The sequence below is a fragment of the Helicobacter sp. T3_23-1059 genome, from assembly GCF_053654515.1.
In genome coordinates, this window is the sequence record NZ_JBSIUV010000004.1 from 14,167 (window position 1) to 33,551 (window position 19,385).

18 protein-coding genes and 3 pseudogenes are annotated in these 19,385 nt (G+C 39.9%); 7 read left to right on the forward strand and 14 right to left on the reverse strand.

The genetic code is table 11. The features are described from left to right. The first annotated feature begins 30 nt into the window (after nt 1-30). From prpB to ACWIX0_RS01870, 5 genes are all read left to right on the forward strand, one after another. Complete coding sequence (gene prpB, locus ACWIX0_RS01850; protein ID WP_454171460.1) at nt 31-903, forward strand: methylisocitrate lyase; 873 nt, start codon at nt 31-33, stop codon at nt 901-903. Nucleotides 904-929: 26 nt separating this feature from the next. After that, nucleotides 930-1,130 carry a hypothetical protein gene (locus ACWIX0_RS01855; RefSeq protein ID WP_454171462.1) on the forward strand — a complete coding sequence of 67 codons (201 nt, stop codon included), beginning with the start codon at nt 930-932 and terminating at the stop codon, nt 1,128-1,130. A gap of 43 nt (nt 1,131-1,173) precedes the next feature. Continuing rightward, nucleotides 1,174-2,301 (forward strand): citrate/2-methylcitrate synthase, encoded by a 1,128-nt coding sequence (locus tag ACWIX0_RS01860; RefSeq protein WP_454169370.1) that lies wholly within the window; start codon nt 1,174-1,176, stop codon nt 2,299-2,301. A 103-nt stretch (nt 2,302-2,404) separates the two neighbouring features. Beyond that, a complete protein-coding gene (gene prpD, locus ACWIX0_RS01865; protein WP_454171464.1) occupies nt 2,405-3,859 on the forward strand; it encodes a 2-methylcitrate dehydratase in 1,455 nt (484 codons plus the stop codon). Nucleotides 3,860-4,256: 397 nt separating this feature from the next. Beyond that, nucleotides 4,257-4,496 (forward strand): hypothetical protein, encoded by a 240-nt coding sequence (locus ACWIX0_RS01870; protein ID WP_454171466.1) that lies wholly within the window; start codon nt 4,257-4,259, stop codon nt 4,494-4,496. Here ACWIX0_RS01870 and ACWIX0_RS01875 read toward each other — a convergent pair. From ACWIX0_RS01875 to ACWIX0_RS01890, 4 genes and pseudogenes are all read right to left on the reverse strand, one after another. Then, nucleotides 4,475-5,320: pseudogene (locus ACWIX0_RS01875) on the reverse strand (IS1595 family transposase). The gene ACWIX0_RS01870 and the pseudogene ACWIX0_RS01875 sit on opposite strands and share 22 nt — an antisense overlap. A 65-nt stretch (nt 5,321-5,385) precedes the next feature. After that, nucleotides 5,386-5,511 (reverse strand): hypothetical protein, encoded by a 126-nt coding sequence (locus ACWIX0_RS01880; protein WP_454171468.1) that lies wholly within the window; start codon nt 5,509-5,511, stop codon nt 5,386-5,388. A 56-nt stretch (nt 5,512-5,567) separates the two neighbouring features. After that, a complete protein-coding gene (locus ACWIX0_RS01885) occupies nt 5,568-6,476 on the reverse strand; it encodes a N5-glutamine methyltransferase family protein (protein WP_454171470.1) in 909 nt (302 codons plus the stop codon). A 40-nt stretch (nt 6,477-6,516) separates the two neighbouring features. Then, on the reverse strand, nt 6,517-7,776 hold the full coding sequence (locus ACWIX0_RS01890) for a M48 family metallopeptidase (RefSeq protein ID WP_454171472.1): 1,260 nt from the start codon (nt 7,774-7,776) through the stop codon (nt 6,517-6,519). Between the two features lie 230 nt (nt 7,777-8,006). Here ACWIX0_RS01890 and pyrG point away from each other — a divergent pair, with 230 nt between their 5' ends. Next, nucleotides 8,007-9,638: a glutamine hydrolyzing CTP synthase gene (gene pyrG, locus ACWIX0_RS01895; RefSeq protein ID WP_454171590.1), complete on the forward strand. Its 1,632-nt coding sequence runs from the start codon at nt 8,007-8,009 to the stop codon at nt 9,636-9,638. Between the two features lie 220 nt (nt 9,639-9,858). On the opposite strand, the gene ACWIX0_RS01900 is transcribed toward pyrG, so the two are convergent. The 8 genes and pseudogenes from ACWIX0_RS01900 to ACWIX0_RS01935 form a co-directional block, all read right to left on the reverse strand. Further along, complete coding sequence (locus ACWIX0_RS01900) at nt 9,859-10,083, reverse strand: hypothetical protein (protein WP_454171474.1); 225 nt, start codon at nt 10,081-10,083, stop codon at nt 9,859-9,861. Between the two features lie 497 nt (nt 10,084-10,580). After that, nucleotides 10,581-11,285 carry an NYN domain-containing protein gene (locus tag ACWIX0_RS01905; RefSeq protein WP_454171476.1) on the reverse strand — a complete coding sequence of 235 codons (705 nt, stop codon included), beginning with the start codon at nt 11,283-11,285 and terminating at the stop codon, nt 10,581-10,583. A gap of 29 nt (nt 11,286-11,314) precedes the next feature. Further along, a pseudogene (gene guaA / locus ACWIX0_RS01910) lies at nt 11,315-12,325 on the reverse strand (glutamine-hydrolyzing GMP synthase); the annotation flags it as partial. Between the two features lie 282 nt (nt 12,326-12,607). Next, nucleotides 12,608-13,885 (reverse strand): annotated as a pseudogene (gene guaA, locus ACWIX0_RS01915) (glutamine-hydrolyzing GMP synthase); the annotation flags it as partial. Nucleotides 13,886-13,963: 78 nt separating this feature from the next. Beyond that, nucleotides 13,964-15,139, reverse strand: coding sequence for an HP0729 family protein (locus tag ACWIX0_RS01920; protein ID WP_454171477.1), 1,176 nt, complete (start codon nt 15,137-15,139; stop codon nt 13,964-13,966). Nucleotides 15,140-15,199: 60 nt separating this feature from the next. Continuing rightward, entirely contained in the window at nt 15,200-15,403 is a 204-nt protein-coding gene (locus tag ACWIX0_RS01925; RefSeq protein ID WP_454171479.1) for a hypothetical protein, read from the reverse strand. Between the two features lie 75 nt (nt 15,404-15,478). Continuing rightward, a complete protein-coding gene (locus tag ACWIX0_RS01930; RefSeq protein WP_454171481.1) occupies nt 15,479-15,802 on the reverse strand; it encodes a hypothetical protein in 324 nt (107 codons plus the stop codon). Nucleotides 15,803-15,868: 66 nt separating this feature from the next. Then, entirely contained in the window at nt 15,869-16,384 is a 516-nt protein-coding gene (locus ACWIX0_RS01935) for a hypothetical protein (protein WP_454151452.1), read from the reverse strand. Between the two features lie 22 nt (nt 16,385-16,406). Here ACWIX0_RS01935 and ACWIX0_RS01940 point away from each other — a divergent pair, with 22 nt between their 5' ends. Then, complete coding sequence (locus tag ACWIX0_RS01940; protein ID WP_454151450.1) at nt 16,407-16,682, forward strand: hypothetical protein; 276 nt, start codon at nt 16,407-16,409, stop codon at nt 16,680-16,682. Nucleotides 16,683-16,723: 41 nt separating this feature from the next. On the opposite strand, the gene ACWIX0_RS01945 is transcribed toward ACWIX0_RS01940, so the two are convergent. Together ACWIX0_RS01945 and ACWIX0_RS01950 are read right to left on the reverse strand one after the other, a co-directional pair. Continuing rightward, the gene (locus ACWIX0_RS01945) at nt 16,724-17,587 is read right to left on the reverse strand and encodes a hypothetical protein (protein WP_454171483.1); all 864 of its coding nucleotides are present in this window, start codon (nt 17,585-17,587) and stop codon (nt 16,724-16,726) included. Nucleotides 17,588-17,761: 174 nt separating this feature from the next. Further along, the gene (locus tag ACWIX0_RS01950) at nt 17,762-19,372 is read right to left on the reverse strand and encodes a dynamin family protein (RefSeq protein WP_454171484.1); all 1,611 of its coding nucleotides are present in this window, start codon (nt 19,370-19,372) and stop codon (nt 17,762-17,764) included. Between the last annotated feature and the right edge of the window lie 13 nt (nt 19,373-19,385).

A 19,385-nucleotide genomic window follows, 5' to 3' on the forward strand; every position in this document is an offset into this window, starting at 1 on the left:
GGCAATTTAAATTGTAAAAAAGGAGAAAAAATGGTAACTTCAGCAGGAAAAAGATTTAGGCAGGCATTAAAGGAAAATTCCCCATTGCTCATCGTAGGCACGCCAAACGCTTATGCGGCACTGCAAGCGAGCAAAATCGGGCATAAAGCAATCTATATTTCAGGTTCTGGCGTGGCAAGTGTGAGCTATGGTTTGCCTGATTTGGGAATCGTGGGGCTAGAGGATTTTTGTATCGATGTGCGGAGAATCACCTCGCGTGTAGATACGCCTCTTTTGGTAGATTGTGATACGGGCTTTGGCGGGGCGTTTAATATCGCTCGCACGATAAAAGAGCTAATCCGTGCAGGTGTAGCCGCCACGCACATAGAAGACCAAGTCGCGCAAAAGCGGTGCGGACATCGCCCAAACAAAGAGCTAGTCAGCACGCAAGAAATGTGCGACAGAATCAAAGCCGCAATGGACGCAAAAATCGATAGCGAATTTGTGGTGATGGCTCGCACAGACGCCCACGCAATCGAAGGACAACAAAAAGCGATTGAGCGCGCAGTGGCTTATGTGGAAGCGGGTGCGGAGATGATATTTGCCGAAGCGGTGCATACTTTGGAGGAATATAGCGCGTTTGTGAAAGCTCTCAAAGTCCCTGTGCTAGCAAATATCACAGAATTTGGCAAGACGCCTTATTTTACCGCAGATGAGCTAAAGGGGGCTGGAATCTCAATGGTGCTCTACCCCCTCTCGGCAAATCGCGCGATGAGCAAGGCGGCAAACCAAGTGTATAAATCCATTTTGGCAAATGGGCATCAAAAAGATGTCCTTGATATAATGGAAACACGCGAGGAACTCTACGCAATGCTAGATTATTATGCGTATGAAAATAAGCTAGATGAGTTGTTTAAGAAGTAGATTTTCATCATTGTGAGCGTGAAAATGTGCCACATTGTCATACTGAGGGCAAAGCCCGAAGTATCCATAACGATTTTGCAAATTTGCGTTTCTTTTTGGATACTTCGCTCACGCTCAATATGACAAGGTTTTCGTCATTGCGAGCCGTGCTTGCACGGCGTGGCAATCTAAAATCTAAATTTTCTAATGGATTGCCACGATTTTGCGAACGCAAAATCTCGCAATGACACAAAACATAGAATGTAAATTTTAAAACAAAGGAGAAACTAAATGAGTCAAAGTGAAGCAAGTAAAAAAAGTGGTGGGCTAGCAGGGATTATCGCTGGGCAAAGCGCGATATGCACCTGCGGGCTAGGCAATGGGTTAAATTATTATGGCTATGCCATCGAGGATTTAGCCCATCATTGTGAGTTTGAGGAAGTGGCGTATTTGCTCCAATTTGGCGAGCTACCAAACGCAAAGCAACTAAGCGAGTATAAGGGCAAAATCGCCGCACAGCGAGGCTTGCCAAAAGAGCTAAAAGAAGTGCTAAAGCAAATCCCAAAGAGCGCGCATCCTATGAATCTAATGCAAAGCGCGGTGGCGACTTTAGGCACGCTTGAAGCAGAGAAAGAGGATTTTAGCGACCAAGATAGCAAGATTATCCGCTTGCTTGGCATTTTGCCTAGCGTGCTGTGCTTTTGGCATAACTACGCGTATAATGGCAAAGAGATAGATTTTGAAAGCAAGCAAGATTCTATCGCGGGGTATTTTTTAGAAAAGCTAAAGGGGCAAACTCCCCCAAGCGAATTTATCAAAGCGATGCACTGCTCGCTAATCCTGTATGCCGAGCACGAGTTTAACGCCTCGACATTTACAGCGAGAATCTGCGCTTCGACACGAAGCGATATTTTTAGCGCGGTAAGTGCGGCAATCGGTGCATTACGCGGACCGCTTCACGGCGGGGCAAACGAAGCAGCAATGCACTTAATTGAGAGCTTCTCAAGCGTAGAGGAAGCGATAAAAGGTGTCAATCACAAGCTAGAAACAAAGCAACTGCTAATGGGCTTTGGACATAGAATCTATGGCGCGGGAGGCGACCCGCGAAATGCACTTATCAAAGAGTGGAGCAAAAAGCTAGGGGGCGATACGCTTTTATACAAAGTAAGCGAGGCAATCGAATCGCTAATGAAAGAAAAAAAGCCAAACTTACCACCAAATGCGGACTTTTACAGCGCGTCTGCGTATCATTTTATGGGGATTAAGACGGATTATTTCACGCCTATTTTTATAATGAGTCGTGTATCTGGCTGGACTGCACACATAAAAGAACAGCGGGCAAATAATAAGATTATCCGTCCTAGCAGTGAGTATATCGGTGTCGCCCCACGCGACTTTGTGGCGATAGATAACCGATAGTAAGTCGCTAAACGCCTTTAAATTCTAGAATTTAAAGGCAAAACCACGCGCAAAATCTATGTTAAGCGCGTAAAATCTTACACCAAAATCAAAGGAGAACAAAATGAGTAACGATATGGGAATACTAGAGGCAAAACGACCAGAGTTTGATGAACTGCTAAGCAAAATCGCAAAATACGCAGATGAGTATGTGGCAAAAAGTGAAGTGGCGATAGAAACGGCAAAATACTGCTTAATGGATACGATAGGCTGTGGGATTTTGGCGTTAAAATATCCTGCTTGCACGAAGTTGCTTGGACCAAGTGTGGATGGCGCGGAGTTTCGCCCGCTAGGGAGCAAAATCCCGGGCACTAGCTATCAACTAGAGCCTATTCGCGCTGCGTTTAATGTAGGCGCAATGGTGCGCTGGCTAGATTTTAATGATACTTGGCTCGCAGCTGAATGGGGACACCCTAGCGATAATTTGGGCGCGATTTGGGCGGTGGCAGACTATGTAAGCCGCAAAAATATCGCAGAGGGCAAGCCTGCTTTGACCGTCTCTTGCGTGCTTCAAGCGATGATAAAGGCACACGAGATTCAAGGCGTGCTCGCGCTAGAAAACTGCTTTAACAAAGTGGGGCTTGATCACGTGCTACTTGTGCGAATCGCAAGCACCGCAGTAGCTGCCAAACTGCTAGGCTGTGATTTTAGCGAAATCCGCAATGCCGTATCGCACGCCTTTATCGATGGCGGGGCATTGCGCACTTATCGCCACGCGCCAAACACAGGCTCGCGCAAAAGCTGGGCAGCAGGTGATGCAAGCTCGCGCGGAGTGGATTTAGCCCTCAAAGCAAAAACAGGCGAAATGGGCTACCCAAGCGCATTATCTGCGAGCTTTTGGGGATATAATGATGTCAAAATGAAAGGGCAAACACTCACAATCCCACAAGAATTTGGAAGCTATGTAATGGAAAATGTGCTGTTTAAAATCAGCTTCCCTGCTGAGTTTCACGCGCAAACGGCAGTGGAGGCGGCAATCAAACTCCATAGCGAAGTCAAAGATAGGCTAGGTGAAATTGATACAATCATCATCACCACGCAAGAATCTGGACACCGCATAATCAACAAAGTAGGCGAGCTAGCAAACCCCGCAGATAGAGACCACTGCATACAATATATGGTTGCCGTGCCGCTTATCTTTGGGCGATTAGTCGCTGATGACTATGAGGATAATGTCGCTAGCGATACGCGAATCGATGAGTTACGCGCTAAAATGGTGGTAGAAGTCGATGAGAGATATACGCGTGAGTATTTGGAAGCGGATAAGCGAAGCATTGCAAACGCGGTGCAAGTCTTTTTCAAAGATGGCTCTAAGACAGAGAAAGTCGAGGTGGAATACCCAATCGGGCATAAGCGCAGACGCAAAGAGGGAATCCCCGTGCTAGAGGCGAAATTTAGGGCAAATCTAGCGACTAGATTTTCGCCAAAGCAATGTGCGCGGATTTTAGGTGCGTTTGAAAACGACAAAAATTTGCTCAATATGAACTTTAATGAGTTTAGTGATTTGTTTGTGGTGTGAGGGTTGGCTTTTAGATTTTGTAGCTTGAAGTATGTTATGCGAGAGATTGCGCTTGTGGGGGTGCAAATCTCTTGTGAGTCAAACACAAACAAAATCATAAAAAGTAAAATCCTAAATCATAGAAATTAAAAGCAATGGCTTTGCAAACTTCCTAGACTTATGCAATCAAAACAAACGCTAATCAACACTTCAAGCATTTTAAATATTTTTAAACAATGCTTTAAAATTAGATTGTTTAGATTTTGATTTTGAATCCAACTTAAAATCTAAACAATCTAACTTCAAAACTAATTCAAAACAATCCAACTCCAAGTAGTAAGATTCAACACTAAACAATCCAAGACAAACTCACCAATACAAATTTGCCAAGACAAATTCGTCAAGATAAACTTATCTTATGATTTTAGAATCTGATTTGCTTTACTCACCTATCTTAAATTGCCCTAATAATATTGCTGGAATCCCAAATCCTTGCACTCAAGTAGCCTTAATATTACCAAATGCTAGGGGATTTAAAAAATACAACAATGATTATCCTATAATGCAAAATTTATGCGCTAGTGGAGTATTTAGCGATAAGGGATTCCCTGTAATCTGCACCAAAAAAGAAAAGGCTCAAGACAACTTAAGCGGTTGATTTCTTATCATTTTTAGCAAGATTTTATACAAATCTTGCTGTTTAATTTGAGTATTATACCTAAATTCTGTTTCTTTTAAATGAAGCAAGAAATTCTCTTTTTTGATTCCTTTAAATTTGCTTAATCTATGTTTAGCATAACCACTTTTGCTTACATTTGCGAGCAAAGCGAAACAAAAACATTCTCAATGCCATTTATGTGATTTCTACCTAATGCAAACTCATTTTTTGAGTGTTTGACTCGATAATGTGCCTTTGCCCATTTTGCTTGTAGTTGCAAGCAAAGCGAAGAAAAAATCCACTAATCCATCATACGCCCCCCAATAATCACTATAAAATTCTGTCTCATTCATATTGCTTAAATCTCTTATTATAGGCAAAATATCATCTGCCAAGCAATGCTTTACAATTTGAGTATAAACACAATTATTTCGTTTTAACATACCTTTTGCTTGCAGTTGTAAGCAAAATAAAGCAAAAAATACAAGTGTTTTTTGCCAACTCCTTAAATCTCTTTTTCCTCTTACTCTTTTAGCGCCCAAAATCTATATCAAAAGATTGCTTTCATCAACTTCAATTTCACCTTGCATTTTAGAAGTTTTCTCATATTCTTTGGCGATTAAAATGCGGATTTGATTGATGATTTTATTGATACTTTGACGAGAAATTTTGCTTAATTTTGCAATTTTAGCAGCCTCAATATCAAGACTTCTTACAAAAGCTACGAATGTAAGCGAAGTAGAAACATATTTAATAATCTCTCTTGTTTTTGCCTCTGAAATTCTTGAACGAATGATATACTTGTTTTTCATCGCTGACATCATAACTTAAGACTCCTTTGTTTGAGATTAAGTTGGATTGAGCCATGTTTATTTTGATTTATATATTCTTACCATACAAAGAATCCGCATAAAATCCACAGAATCAAAAATATCAAATGCGTTTTAGCATTGTTGATTTTTGAAGTGTTGATTTTTGAGATAATGTTGGTTATGTTTTTGAATGCGTTTTTCAAATGAACCCTTATGTAAAATTTATCGTGCCATAAGCTAGCATAAAATCTATTAAAATCTAGTGTCTAAGCCTAGCGATAAAGCCTCTTTTTAAGCCATTTAAATCATCATAAAACTCCGCTTCATAGCCATTTTCTCTAAGCATCGGGGCTAAAATCTGTGCCAAATTATATCCTATCTCGCACGCCAAAATCTTTATTTCGCGCTTAGCACATATTTTGATTATGGATTCTAGGATTTCGCTTCCTTTTTCCCCGCCAAAAAGTGCTTCTTTTGGCTCATAAGCGAGATTTGGAGGCAGGATATAATCATTTGCAATGTATGGTGGATTTGAAAACACTAGCTCAAAATCCGCGCTAGAATCCAAACTAAAATCCACGCTAGATTTTTGGCTAGATTTTGGATTAGATTTTATGCTAATTTTTGGGCTAGGTTTTGCATTGTCTAAAAGCGAGGTTTGCACTAAGTTTATGCGTGATTGTAGTCCAAATAATGCGATATTTTTTTTTGCGACTGCTAAAGCCTGCGCGCTAATATCGCTAGCAGTGATATAAACTTCTTTGCAAGCCCTAGCCACGCTTATGCTTAGCACGCCGCTACCTACGCCGATTTCTGCGATATGTTTTAGATTTTGTTTTTGCACGATTTCACACACTTTTTCTACCAATATCTCACTCTCAGGTCGTGGAATCAGCACGCCAGAATCCACATAAAAAATTTCACTAAAAAAACTCACGCTATTTGTTAAATATTCTATGGGTTCATTTTGCGCTCGCCTATCTACAAGCGCGAAAAACGCCTCTTTTTGCGATAAATCAAGCTTCTCTTGGCTATGTGCGTGCAAAAACACTCGCTCTTTTTCTAGCACATTGCCTAGCAAAATCTCCGCTTCAAATCGCGCTTTTAAAATCTGCGGATTTGCTAAAAAAACCTGCGTAGCGTAGTCTAGCGCGTCTTTTATCGTCATTAGATTCTAGTATTTTTATGGTGGATTTTAAAAATGTATTTTAAGGCGTGGGGCTAGAATCTTTTTTGCCACAATTTGTATGTGTATCATCTTTTTGTATAGAGGTGCTAATAAGGCTATCTAGCACGCATAGTCGCTCTAAAAGTGGCGGGTGCGTGTAGTGAAAAAATGTATATAGCGGGTGAGAGTGCGGAAATGATTTATTTTCATTTACAAGTCTTATGAGGGCTTCTTTTAGGCAATGTGGGCTTGTAAGAGATGCGCCATATAAATCAGATTTATACTCCGCTTTGCGACTAAAATACGCGCTAATAGGCATCACCCAAAACGCAATCACAGGCGCGATAAGCAGTAGCATAACAATCGTAGTGGCACTATTATCTAGAATGCCTAATGTCTCAAAAAGAATTGAGGGCAAATGTCCCGCGATAAAAAACAATCCAAACAAAATCACACCTGATACAAAAAGATTAAAAATAATATCTTTGTTTTTAAAATGTCCTAGCTCGTGCCCAAGTATGGCTAAAAGCCCATCAGAGCTTACCTTGTCTAAAAGCGTGTCAAATAACACCACGCGTTTAGAAGTCCCAAGCCCGCCAAAATACGCATTTGGCCTATCATCTCGCTTGCTAGCATCCATCACAAAAATCCCATTTGCCTTAAAACCAGCCTTTTGCATAAGGGCTTCTATTTTGCTTTGTAAATGCTCATCATTTAGGGGGGTAAATGTATTAAACATTGGCGCAATAAGCGTGGGATAAAGCATATTTACTAGCACCACTAGACAAAATATAATCCCAAACCCCAAAACCCACCAATACTCATACTCCATAACCCAAAGCAAAATCCAAAGCACCACAAAGCCAAATACCACAATAAGCGCAAAAGCCTTAATCATATCGCTAAAAAAAATCGCTTTATTTGCGTTTGAAAATCCATATTTTTTGTCCAAAAAAAGCTCTTTATATGCTTTAAAAGGTAGATTTAGCCCCCACGAAATCAGCAAAAATCCAAGCACAAATACGATAAACCCAAGCCCAGATTCTTCTATCAAAATCTCTTGCCACCACTTAAGCCCCACGCATACCCACACTACAAAGATAATCGTATCATACAAAGTATTGATGATAGATAGCTTTAGATTATCTAGCGCGTATCTTGCAGAAATTTCATAATCTTGCGGAGGCAAAATCACAGCGGGGGATTTTGCATGGGATTTTACATACCTCATTTGCACAATGTCTATGATAATACTTGGTAGCGTCAAAAGGGCGATATAACTAAGGCAAAAAATAAGCATTTAGATTCCTTAAAAATGTTGAAATGGTATTTCTATAAACGATTAGCCAAATTAAAAAATAGAATTGTAGGGTAAAAATATAAATCTAAAAATAATGAGTTTGTAAGGATTTAACTAGGTTTTGCAAGGATTTTATAAGCTGCTTTTGTATAAGATTACAACTCAAAGTTTCAAACTCAATCAAATCTTTAAGCAACTCCGCAAAAAAAGGGCAAAAAATAATGAAAAAAATAAGCAACACAAAATATATTTTTGTAACAGGTGGCGTGCTTAGCTCGCTTGGCAAGGGGATTTCCTCCTCTTCTATTGCTACACTTTTAAAGCAAAGTGGCTATCAGGTCGAAGTGCTAAAAATCGACCCATATATCAACATTGACCCGGGGACTATGAGCCCACTAGAGCATGGCGAAGTGTTTGTAACTGCTGATGGCGGGGAGACGGATTTAGACATAGGGCATTATGAGCGGTTTTTAAACACAAGCCTTACTAAGCAAAATAACTTTACCACAGGGCAAGTCTATCTCTCTGTCATCGAAAATGAGAGGCAGGGAAAATATCTAGGCAAAACAATCCAAATCGTCCCGCACATAGTCGATGAGATAAAGCACAGAATCAGAGCCGTAGGCAAAGGAAAGGATTTTTTGGTAGTCGAGCTAGGAGGGACGGTGGGCGATATGGAGGGAATGCCGTTTTTAGAGGCGATGCGACAACTCCGACACGAGCTAGAAGAAAACCAAGTGCTAAATATCCATGTAACGCTTATTCCCCTGCTTCGCGCCGCAGGCGAGCTAAAAACAAAGCCTAGCCAGCACTCTGTCCAAGAACTCCGTAGAATCGGCATATCTCCACAAATCATCATCGCCCGCACCGAAAAACCCCTAAGCAAAGAGCTAAAGCGCAAACTAGCATTTGGCTGTGATGTGGCAAATGATAGCGTGATAGAAGCCCTTGATTCTACGAGCATTTATCAATGCCCGCTAAATTATCTAAAAGAAGGCATTTTAGCGCCCATAGCGCGCGCATTTGGATTGCCACAAATAAAACCCGATATGCTTGAATGGGATAGCCTAGTCAAAAAAATCCTATCCCCAAAAGATGAAGTAAAAATCGCATTTGTAGGCAAATATTTGGATTTAAAAGAATCTTACAAATCTTTGACAGAAGCCCTAATCCACGCGGGAGCAAATATCGATGTGCGCGTAAATATCAAATGGATTGATAGTCAAAATCTAGATTCTAGCAATGTAGCAAAAGAGCTAGAAGATGTCGATGGCGTGCTTATCCCGGGTGGCTTTGGCTCAAGGGGGATTGATGGCAAAATCTGTGCTATCTCGTATGCTAGGATACAAAAAATGCCTTTTCTTGGAATCTGTCTAGGAATGCAGCTTGCCATTATCGAATTTGCACGCAATGTGCTAGGCATAAAGCAAGCAGATTCTAGCGAGTTTAATCCTAATTGCAAAGAGCCTTTTATCTACTTAATCGAGGATTTTATCGACCAGCAAGGTATCAGCCAAATCCGCACGCACACTTCGCCTATGGGCGGGACTATGAGGCTTGGCGAATATGAATGCGACCTAAAGCCAAACACAAATCTAGCAAAAGCCTATAATAACGCAAGAACGATTAAAGAGCGACACCGCCACCGCTACGAAGCAAACCCAAAATACCGCGCTATGCTAGAATCTAGCGGGCTAATCATCAGTGGCGAATCAAAAAATGGGCTTATTGAAGCGGTAGAATTGCAAACCCACCCATTTTTTGTCGCTGTGCAGTTTCACCCAGAATTTACCTCTCATCTCCAAGCCCCAAACCCCATTATTTTAGATTTTGTCAAAAAATCATTAGAATCTAGCCGTTAAAATATTTAGATTTTGATTGCTAAAAAATCCTTTTTTGTAAATTTTTCTACTTGTGTAAATTTTTCTACGCTGATTTTGGTTGCAATGAACATTTGTCATGTTTATTTTTTTGTTGTGATAAAAATTTGTCATGCTTTTTTGTTGTGATTTTTTGGTTGTAATGCAAGTTTTCTACGCTTATTTTTTTATCGCAATTTTGTGGTTGCAATGGCAGATTTTTTCATTCATTAGCGGAATATTTTTCCTTTTGCCCACATTCTTTTAGCACTAGGGCTAGGGGACAAGTTTTGTCATTGCGAAAATTTACAAAATAAAATCGTAGCAATCTATTGTCATTGGATTGTTTTGTAGATTGCCAAGACTTCCTGCGGAAGCCTCGCAATGACGGAATGTTTGCTGTCATACTTAGGTTTCGCAGAAACCGAAGTATCTCTATTTTTGTCATATTGGGCGTTTAGCGAAATAACTCTGTGTGTAATAATTAAGTAGTTTTTTGATTTGCTAGAATTTAGTGAGTATAAGTTACCCTCGTTTTAGCGTCAAATCGTGCAATGATAAAAGCGAAAAATCGCTTTTGCTAAGGGTGTAATTTGTAATGATTGAAGTAAGCAAAATAGGCAAGTATGCTATTTTCTAAAATGCGTAGAAAAATAGCGATGAAGCAACCAAAAAGATTTTAGCATATTTGTAATTGTTGATTGTTTGGTGGTTAGATTTGCTTGTGTTTGTAAAAAAAAGATATGGCAAAATCTATCACAAAAAACATTATAGAATTTAGCATAAAATCGATGATAGATTCTTACAAATCTACCACTTTTTAGCGCGTAAAACACTATCCACACGATTAGCAAAAATGCAAAGATAAAAGCAAATGATAAAAAAACATTTAATCCCTTAATTATGCTATAAATTTAAAAAAAACTATTTTAATCAACGCTATGCTCATTTAATTATGTTTTCATATAACGAATAATCCAAGTAGTCTTTGCATTTTTCACATTGTGGAAACTCTTTTGGAATCCAACTATCGATTTTAAGATGTTGGGTTAAGCTACTTGGTTGTTCTGTTGATTGGATATTGCTTAGATATTCTTTTGGCATTTCCTTGCCGTTTTTGTTTTTTGCTGGCAATAGATGTGATTCTAAATCATTTTTATTGATGCAGTAATAATGCTTTATGACTTTGTCAAATTTTGAGGAATAGTTATGTTGTGGCAGTAAAAGCTGCAAAACTTCTTTGCCTAAATTATTGACTTTTTCTATCGCTGGGATAAAATCCGTATCCGCACTTAGCAAAATCGCTTTATCATATTTATTATAAATTGCGTCCTCATACATTTGCAATGCAATATTTATATCTGTTTGTTTTTCTTTTGTTTCGCCCTCAAATGTATTAAAATGCCCAAAAATAGCTTCCACACCAAAATCTTTCAAAAAATCATCAATGTAGATTTTATGTCTTCTATCGCCGTTGCCTTTGATATGCTCTGCATACGCTGTAAAATAATACACTTTATCAAGTTTATCCCACTCATCACAAAAATGCTGGCACAAAGCGCGTAAGTTTAGCCATTTTAGACGATTATCATTTAATTTCACTACCGCGTGGTAAAGATTATACCCATCAATATACGCATTTACTCGCATTATTATCCTTTGTTTGTGTTTTTATAATCTCACTCCCACTCTATCGTGGCTGGGGGCTTGGAGCTTATGTCATAGACTACGCGATTTATCCCCTCTACTTCGTTTATGATTCTATTACTGACTTTTTCTAAAAACTCAAAGCTCAAATGCGAAAATCTCGCTGTCATTCCGTCAATCGCCTCTACGGCGCGAAGTGCGATGGTGTTATCATAAGTGCGATTATCGCCCATCACGCCCACACTCCGCACATTAAGTAGCACGCAAAACGCCTGCCACACGCTACCATAGAGCCCATTTTTATGCAATTCCTCGATAAAGATAGAATCCGCCTCGCGCAATATCGCCAAACTCTCCCGCGTAACCTCGCCCATAATGCGAATCGCAAGTCCGGGTCCGGGAAATGGGTGGCGCATTAGCATAGATTCTGGGATTCCGAGTTCGCGCCCCAAACTCCGCACTTCATCTTTAAAGAGTTCGCGCAATGGCTCGATGAGCTCAAATCTCATCCACTCAGGCAGTCCGCCGACATTGTGATGAGATTTGATTGTCTTGCTGGGACCTTTCACACTTACAGATTCGATGACATCGGGGTAGAGCGTGCCTTGTGCCAAAAATTTAATCTCGCCATTTGCGTTGTGCGCTCTTGCCTCGCGCTCAAAGACTTCGATAAAGCTTTCCCCGATGATTTTGCGCTTTTGCTCTGGCTCGGTAATGCCTTGTAAGCGACTTAAAAACAGCTCGCTTGCGTCTGCGGTGATAAGCGGGATTTGTAGATTCTGCTTAAACATTTGCTCCACTGCCTCTCTCTCGCCCGCGCGGAGTAAGCCCGTATCGACAAAGACGGGGATTAGATTCTCCCCGATTGCTTTGTGGAGTAATGCCGCCACCACGCTAGAATCTACGCCACCACTCACCGCGCACAGCACTTTAGCGGACTTGCCTTTGTGCGATAAATCACGGAGCTTGTCGCTCGCTTCCTCGATAGGCGTTTTAGCCTTATCTCGTTGCTCGCAACTTCGCAACCCTGATTTCTCATCACAAATGCTTCGCCCTTGCTTATTAAACTTTGATTGTGTTTTTTTGTCATATTGAGGCTTTGAAAAAGCCGAAATATCTCTATCGCTGGACTTTTGAGATACTTCGCTACGCTCAGTATGACAAGCGGTGTTGTTTTTAGGGTTTTGCCTTTGTTGATTAGTAGCGTTATCATTGTGAGCAAAACAAGCAAAGCGCAGTTTCTTTAGAAAATCACTTTTTCTCTCTTCCCACACCTTTTTATTTAGACACATCACAGATTCGTTATTTATGTCTTTTTCGCCATTTCGCACAAAGCCAAATCTTTCATAAAATCGTATCGCTTTGAGATTTTCCTCATACACGCTAATGTAGATTTCCTCTCGTTTGCCACCCTCCCATAGTTTTTCTAGTAGCGTGGCTAAGGCTTGTGTGCCAAGCCCTTGATTGCTAAAGCGCATATCAATCATAAACCTATCTATCCACAATCGTTGCTCAGATTCTATATCCCCAAACATCACAAAGCCAATGAGCGTATCCCTATAATATATCGCATTTGTTTGCCAAGCCTTATCCTGCGTGGCATCTTTGATAGAATCTGCATTAGATTCGATAAAGTTTTTATCCCTTTGGCTTACTTGCAAAGCGCAAACCACATCTTTGTTTGAGGCATTAATCGCTATAAAAGTTATATCGCTATTTTGTGTTGCTGTGGCGTTGTCATATTGAGGCTTTGAAAAAGCCGAAATATCTCTATCGCTGGAATCTAGAGATACTTCGCTACGCTCAGTATGACAAGCGGTGTTGTTGGAGTTTTTATCGTCATTGCGAGCGGATTTGTCAAAATCCGCGTGGCAATCCATTTCCTCTAAACCCACGATTTTTCGCACTTTGGCGATTTCTAACTCGGCAAAATTGTGCATATTCCAATCATCACTCGCCCCGCAAATCTCACGCGCAAAGTTTGAGAGAATCTGCGCTCCGCACTCGCTATGCACCACTTCGGGGTGGAATTGTATCGCATAAATTTCGCGCTTCAAATCTGCAATGGCGCAAATCTCGCTATTTGCACTCCTACCAATCGCGCTAAATCCACTCGGCAGGGCAATGACTTTATCACTATGGCTCATCCACACGATACAATCTTGCTTCACGCCACTAAAGATTCCGCGTGAATCAATGATTGTAAGATTTGCCTTGCCAAATTCTTGCGCACTAGATTTTGCGACTTGTCCGCCGAAAAAATGCGCGATAAACTGCATTCCATAGCAGATTCCCAAAATGGGAATCCCTAGCGTGAAAATCTCGCTATCAGGCTTATACGCGTCCTTTTCATACACACTTGCAGGACCGCCGCTTAGGATTAGTCCGCGCGGATTTTTCGTCTTTATAGACTCCGCGCTCTCAAAATAGGGCATTATTTCCGTATAGATTCCCATTTCGCGCAAACGCCTAGCGATTAACTGCGTGTATTGGCTTCCAAAGTCAAGCACGATGATTTGGGGGTGTAGCATTTGCAAGTGTTGTGGATTGTGTGGCTTTTGTGTTTTTTGCATAGAGGGGGTTTTAGCGGATTTTGCACTCATTATGTCTCCTAAATTTAAGGCTAAAATCGCATTATAGCAAATTTGCCTTAAAACTTTAAAAGGCTACTATTTAAAAATTTAGTTTAACTCTAAACGCCCCTTTAGCATATCAGCAATATAGCTACGATCCCCAATGCCTAGCATTTTTGCTCGAAAAGTCTTAGCACTTTTTAGTCGCAAAATATCGCCGTGTGCAGCAGGATTTCGCACTTGTTGTATATGGTTGATTGCCATAGAAAAGCGAGTGATAAATGACAAAAACTTAGGATTTTCGGTGGCATATTTTGTGATATAGGGTTGCAAAGTTACTTTTAACAAATGTTTATAAATGCCTAAAAAAGTGCTAGATTCTAGCAAGTCGCCCACTTTTTTTGTCTTGCCATTTTCATCAAAATCTATTTCTAGCAATTTTTTATCAATCTTTGCAAGCGTGGCGATAAAATCTTTCATAAAAATCCTGCATTCTTGCTCATACGCCTTTGCATAGCGCAACACTACACCGCTAAAATCATATCCCACATCGCCCTTATTTGCGCTAAATTCTAGCTCGGCATAAATGAGATTTTCAAAGCTATTTGGGTGCAGGGCATAAAGCAAGTTTGCCCCAAAGACAAAATGCGCTAGATTCTCTTGCATAGCCAAAAACTCCGCGCTTTTAAAAAGGCTTAGAAAATATTTTTTGTTTGCATTTGATTTGTTGCCATTTGTTTGTTCATCTATATCATCGCAAAAATAATCTATTTCATTTTTTTGCGTGATTTTCAAAGGATAGGTATATGAGTTGCCATAAATTGCATAAGTATGCCCACCAAAATCAGGCGTGCAAAATCCAGCCAAATATTTATCGCGCAAAGTCGCAAAATCATCACACACAATCTCGCGCAAATCCGTGATGATGAAATATTCCTCGACATTTAAGTCTTTTTGCTGATAGTAGTTTGGGATTATCTCACTTGGGGCTTGGGATTTATCCAAAATCTCATCGACTTTTGCCACATAGAGATTAGCATAATCCGTCAAAAAAAGTTGCAAATATGCGCGTTTGTCCTGTGCTTTTTGTGAATGTAGCTCGGATTTTATCGTGGCTAAATCTAGCGGATTTTCCCCTGTGCATTTTTGACTTCCTAGCGTGTCTTTTAGCTTGGAGCGCACCTTGCCAAAAGCGACTTTGCCCTTTTGCTTTAACACTTCTAAGTGGGATTCTATCACGGTGTCTTGGTAGTATGGATTGTATAAAATCAGCAGGTTTGTCATTTTGTTTCCTTTATGCTAGAGATTTTAAAATGTCTTAAATATAGGCGTAAAGATTTTGGGTTATTTGCTTTTGCTGATGAGATAGCCACCTACCCACCACAGCCCTAGCCACGCTAGTCCCCACGCCACACCATAAAAATAAAAAATCGCAATGGTGGCGATGATAAAGCCCACAAAAACAAACACATACATATACGCTATAAAGAGAAACAATCCTAAAATAGCCGATAAAACCGCTAATAAAAATAAAAAAATCGTTCCCATTTGTTCCCTTTTTGTGCGTTAGTTTTTGGTTTTGCACTTTTTAGATTTTTTTTGCTATGAAATCCAAACGACAATCTAGCCTAAAAGCGACTTTATCGCTTCATCGATTGATTTATCGACTTTGCGCTTTTGGCTAAATCGCTCTAACGCACAAAATATTTCTTCAAATTCTTGTGGATTTTGCTTTTTATACGCGAGGATTAAATCTAATGCTTCAAATGCAGAATCTACGCGTTTTTGTTTGGATTCTAGCTCGTTTGTGAAAATCTCTGCTTGTTGTTTTAGTGCAAATCCTAATCTCCCTAGACGCGTTAGTTTCCCTAGCTCCCATAGTTTCACAAATTCGCTTAAAAACTTATACAGCACACTAATAATCTTTGAGAATTTTTTCAAGTCCATCATTGCGTCCTTATATTTTGTCGATAGGATTGAAGCACGAGAGCCTATTAAGCGTTGCTTTTAACCTTAGTTGCCCTTAAACAAGCCTTTGAAAAAATCGCCTATGCTTTTGACATCTAAATTTGGCATTGGTGTTTTACTCATTGGCTCATTGCATTTCTCACACATTGGGCACATTTCAAGCGGGCTTAGCGCATCGCTTTTGGGTGAGACAAATTTCACCTTGCCACATTTGGGACATTTTGCTATGAATGATTTTGGTTTGATTGGCATTTTTTGCTCCTTTGTCTTGGTTTGGTAAAAATCTACTTGTCGGAATGAGCGCAAGCGAAGTATCTCAAAGCATAGATTCTGTAAAAAATCCAAAAATACAAATCGAGATATTTCGCTAACGCTCAATATGACAAAGAAAATTTTATTGACAAAAAAATCCGTCATTGCGAGCAAATGCGACTTTGTTAAAAGTAGCATTTGCGTGGCAATCCATTTTTTATGTTTTTGATTGTGGATTTTGCTTGCGCAACTGCGCCCACTCGCGCTTACGCGCTGAATCGCTACTTCGTAGCTGTGGGCTTGTGCCACGCTTAACTAGCGTTTGCTCGCAATGACTTTACCCACCCCCAAACCCCCTCCGCAAGGGAGGGGGGCTTATTATGGATTGCCACGCGCAACAAGTTGCGCTCGCAATGACAGCAACTTTTTTATGCTAAAAACATTTGTCATACTGAGTGTAGCGAAGTATCTCAAAAATCTAAAAAACAAAAATAGAGATATTTCGCGCTTACGCGCTCAATATGACAAAAAAACCCACCCCCACCCAACAGGTTGCGAGGCGTTAGCCGAAGCAAAAACCCATTTTGCAAGGGAAGGGGTTTTTTAAGATTCTCACAATGACACAATCTCATACACTATGAGACTTTGTTATGCGGATTGTTGCAATGTCTCTACGCGCTCGCTACAAAAGCTACCATAGCTTGCAAAATCCCCTCTTATCACGCCATCTAGTGCTGTGGCTAGCTCTAAAGCCTCGCTTAGTTTGCTTGCGTGATGACTATCTTGCAAAGCAGAATCTTTTAGGCTAGATTTTAGCTCTGCATTTAGCGTGGCTAATCTATCGCAAGACTCTTTGATAGATTTTATAGCGGATTTGACGCTCTCTATCTCGCCTACTTCATCTAAGTCGTATTTGCTAGAAGCGACACTATATATGTTATCTAAGCTCTTTATAGTATCCGTATCGCTAGAATCTCGCGCCATATCTTTAGCAAATGAGACAAAATTTAAAATCGTCTTATGCGCCTTGTAGCATTGCGATTCTAGCTCATAAATCGCGTCTATGAAATCATCATTTTTTTGGATTTCATCGTGGAGGGTATTTAGTTTATCCATCTCCTCATCATAGATAGGGATACCTATGCGACTGCATTGCGCCGCGCTAAAGCTTGTTTTTTTCACAAGGGCTGGTGTGAGCTGCATACCATTTAGGTGCTTGCATTCACTCTTGCGCAAAGTTGATTTTAGGGTATCTAGGCTAGACATCACGCCTTCTGCATAAAGTGGCTCATCAAAGATTTTTTCATAACCTTTGGCTAGTCCTTCAGTTATCGCTCCTAAGCCATTGCAGATGATTTTGCCCGCTTCCTCAAACGCCACATCTTTGTAGCCTAAGCCATAGTTTTCTGGCTTCTCCATTTGGCTATCTAGGTGTTTTTTTGCCTTATATCCTGCGTATCCTACGCCTGCTAGGGCTGCACTGCCCAACAATAAACGAGTGAAAATTGACATTTCTTGCTCCTTAAAAAAGATTTTGTAATGCCTACTCTTGCTTGTATCTTACCCGCATTTGCGCTTTTTGTTTTGTTTATTTGCGTTTTGCAAGATTGATATTTGCAAGATTTTGGCATTTACAGGCGAGATTTTACTCCCTATACGCGACATTATTTGTCGCGTTGATATACTCTATGTCTTTTTTTTATATTTTAACTCTGGTATACTGAGATTTCTTTCTCTAAATATATTTAGAGAATTCCTAATTTCGGTAGATAGATCTATCTTAATAGGGTGGATATCCTGAACTAATTGCTCATAAGTTGGAATCTCAGGTTCCGCTTTTAAGACAAACCTAAGTATATCTTTTTTATTTTCGCTAGATTCATCGTTTTCTTCGATAAATTCCTCCACTGCCAAATCAAAGTCGATTTTTATGTCGTTTTCATCGATTTGTGGCAAGTGTATTTTTAACACCTTGCCAAAAATTTCATCAATAGCATTTTTCATCTCAACGATGATTTTCGTTAATTTAGCTATTTGTTCTTTTGTTTCGTTGCCGACTTTAAAAATACTTTTGATTTTAGCGATGCGCTCAAAATGCTGGCTATCATCGTCCAAATCTTCCACACTCAAAGCTAACTCTAGCTCATTTAATGCTTTATAAATCGTATCTTTGCGCTTCTTTTTGTGCAAGTTAGATTCTACATACATTGCATATACGCTAAAAAGTCGCTTTATTAGCATTGTTTGCAAAGTGTGGGATTGCGTGAGTGAATCCAAAAATTCCATTAGCGAGATTTTTTCAAACTCATATTCCTCGTGCTTTGTCGCGCTATATGTGCTTATGCCATCATACTCGATTCCATAGGCATTAAGTTGCTTTTTGATTTGCTCAAATACGGCTTTTCTTTGGCTTGGGCTTGGCACATCAGCCTTGTTTAGCACGACATAGAGTTTTTTACTGCTTAAATCTAGCTCGCTTAAAAAATCTATATCATCTTTTTCTATCGTGCCTTTGCTATCTAGTCCGATTAGCCAGAGCATTGCGTTTGCATTGTTTAAAAATTCTTGTGCGCTATATCTATCGCTATCTCTAAAGCCATCTTTTGATGGATTGTATCCGGGCGTATCGATAAAGCATAGATTTTCATAGCGCGATTCAAGTGTGGTTTTTAGCACCATAAATGGCATAATCTTTTTTAGATTAAAGCCAAAACCTTTGATAAAATCGTGGTTGATTTTGCTATGAATCTCGCTATCTAGCTCATTTAGCTCCACTCTCACACCACTATTTGAAAACGCAACAAGTTTTGTTTCTTCGCTTGAAAGCACATAGGTGGGAATCGCCGTAGTAGGCGCGATTCCTATGGGCAATCTCACATTATTATCCAAAATAAGTGAACTGATAAATTGACTTTTCCCCGCGCTAAATCCACCACCCACAGCGACAATTTCTTTATTATATAGCTGTGAAGCAGTGGATATGACTTCTAGCTCTTTTTCTATACTTTGCATTATAGATACTGCCTCTGCTTCATTTGATAGGCTATCATCATTATTTGCAAATGCGAAAAATTCGCCATATAGCAGTGTCTTAAATTTCTGCAATGCTTCATTATGCCCTTTGTCGCCCAAAAGTTGTGCCACAAGGCTATTTTTAAATGACAAATCTACATTTTGCGCTATCAAATCCGCATTTTTAGCCATTTGAGATTCTAGCAACTCGCGCTTGACATAGTTAGAAAAATCCTTATATTTGACATATCCAAAAAATGACATTATTTTGCTAAATACACTCATTTTATTCTTCCTC